General features: G+C 64.4%; 2 protein-coding genes. Both read right to left on the bottom strand.

Translation table 11 applies throughout. The annotated features are described in order from the left end of the window. Positions 1-50: 50 nt before the first annotated feature. The gene (locus tag G3I60_RS43585) at positions 51-446 is read right to left on the bottom strand and encodes a hypothetical protein (RefSeq protein WP_164299708.1); all 396 of its coding nucleotides are present in this window, start codon (positions 444-446) and stop codon (positions 51-53) included. After that, a complete protein-coding gene (locus G3I60_RS43580; protein ID WP_164299710.1) occupies positions 443-1,291 on the bottom strand; it encodes an IS5 family transposase in 849 nt (282 codons plus the stop codon). The genes G3I60_RS43585 and G3I60_RS43580 overlap by 4 nt, the downstream gene beginning before the upstream one ends. Positions 1,292-1,394: the final 103 nt, after the last annotated feature.

The following is a 1,394-nucleotide window of genomic DNA, read 5'->3' as shown; positions in this document are numbered from 1 at the left end:
AGAGGGCGGTTCGTGAGTTGATGTCCGGTTCTGGGTGAGACGGGATAGGGCTATTGCTTGCGGATGAAGATGCCGGTGTCGACCTCGGTGAGGACGTCGAGTTTGACCAGTCGTTTCAGCTTGGCGCGGGTGCCCTCGATGTTCTTCGGGAGCAGTTCGTGGTCGAGGGCTTCGCAGACGTCGCGGGCTCGCAGAGGGCCGCTGGCCTCGTGGAAAACGCAGAGGATGCGCGGGTAATCCGGGTGCTCGGGCGGGCCGGACTGGTTGGGGATTCGGTCCGCGAGGGCGGTGATGGTCGTGCGGGTGATCGCCAGATGCTCGAGGTGGGTTTCGGCCTCGCGTAGTCGAGTTTGGAGTCCGGCGATCTGCGTTCGGAGCTCTTCGGCAAGGGTCCGTGCAGCGTCCTGCTGGATGCTGAGCGCGTCGAGCAGGGGCTGGATGTTCACGTGGTCACCGCCAGCGGATCACGCCAGGTGGGTGTGTTCGTGCCGGTGAGTCGGCGGGCCATGACATGGGACATCGCCCAGTAGACGCGAGAGGCAGAGGAAGCCGGCTGGTGCTCGTAGTCGCGGACCAGGCGCCGGTGCAGTATCAAGATCCCGTAGGTCTGTTCGACCCTCCATCGTTTCGGCTGAGGGACGAACCCCTTGTCCTGCGGGTTGCGTTCAACGATCTCGACATCGATGCCCAGCAGGGCGCCATGCAGGACGACCTGGTTCTTGAAGCCCTGATCGACCAGAGCCTTCTCGACCGTGCCGCCGGCATTCTCGGCGACCTGGTTGAGCAGGGCGATGCCCGCCGCATTGTCGTGGGTGTTCGCGGCGAGGACAGCGACGGCAATGACCAGTCCCAGCACGTCCACGGCCAGACCTCGCTTGCGGCCCGGCACCCGCTTCGCCGGATCCAGACCGGTCGTGGGTGCGGGCACCCCGGCAGCCGCATGGACACTTTGGGTGTCCAGAACCACCAGGGTCGGGTCCTCTAATCGGCGGGCCCGCTCACGGACCTGGCAGCGCAGGAGTTCATGGATGACCTGGTCGGTCTCATCGTCCCGCCAGGCAGCGAAGTAGTAGTACGTCGCGCTCTTCGGTGGCAGATCATGCGGGAGGTAGGTCCACTGACATCCGGTCCGGCCCTGGTAGAGGATTGCATTCACGATCTCCCGCATGGCATAGGCGCCCTGGTGGCCGCTGACCGAGCGGTGCCGGTCCTTCCACGCCGTGATCACTGGCTCGATCAGCAACCACTGCTCGTCCGATAAGTCGCTCGGGTATGGCATGCGTTCACTCACCCAGCCACCCCAACAGACCACCGGCTGTCGCCCGGAAGATTCCGCCCATAGCCACACCATCAGGCGATGACAAACCACCTCAAAGACTCACGAACCGTCCTCT

It is taken from the genome of Streptomyces sp. SID13666 (genome assembly GCF_010548325.1).
Taxonomy (GTDB): domain Bacteria; phylum Actinomycetota; class Actinomycetes; order Streptomycetales; family Streptomycetaceae; genus Actinacidiphila; species Actinacidiphila fildesensis.
This window is presented reverse-complemented; position numbering and strand designations above follow the sequence as displayed.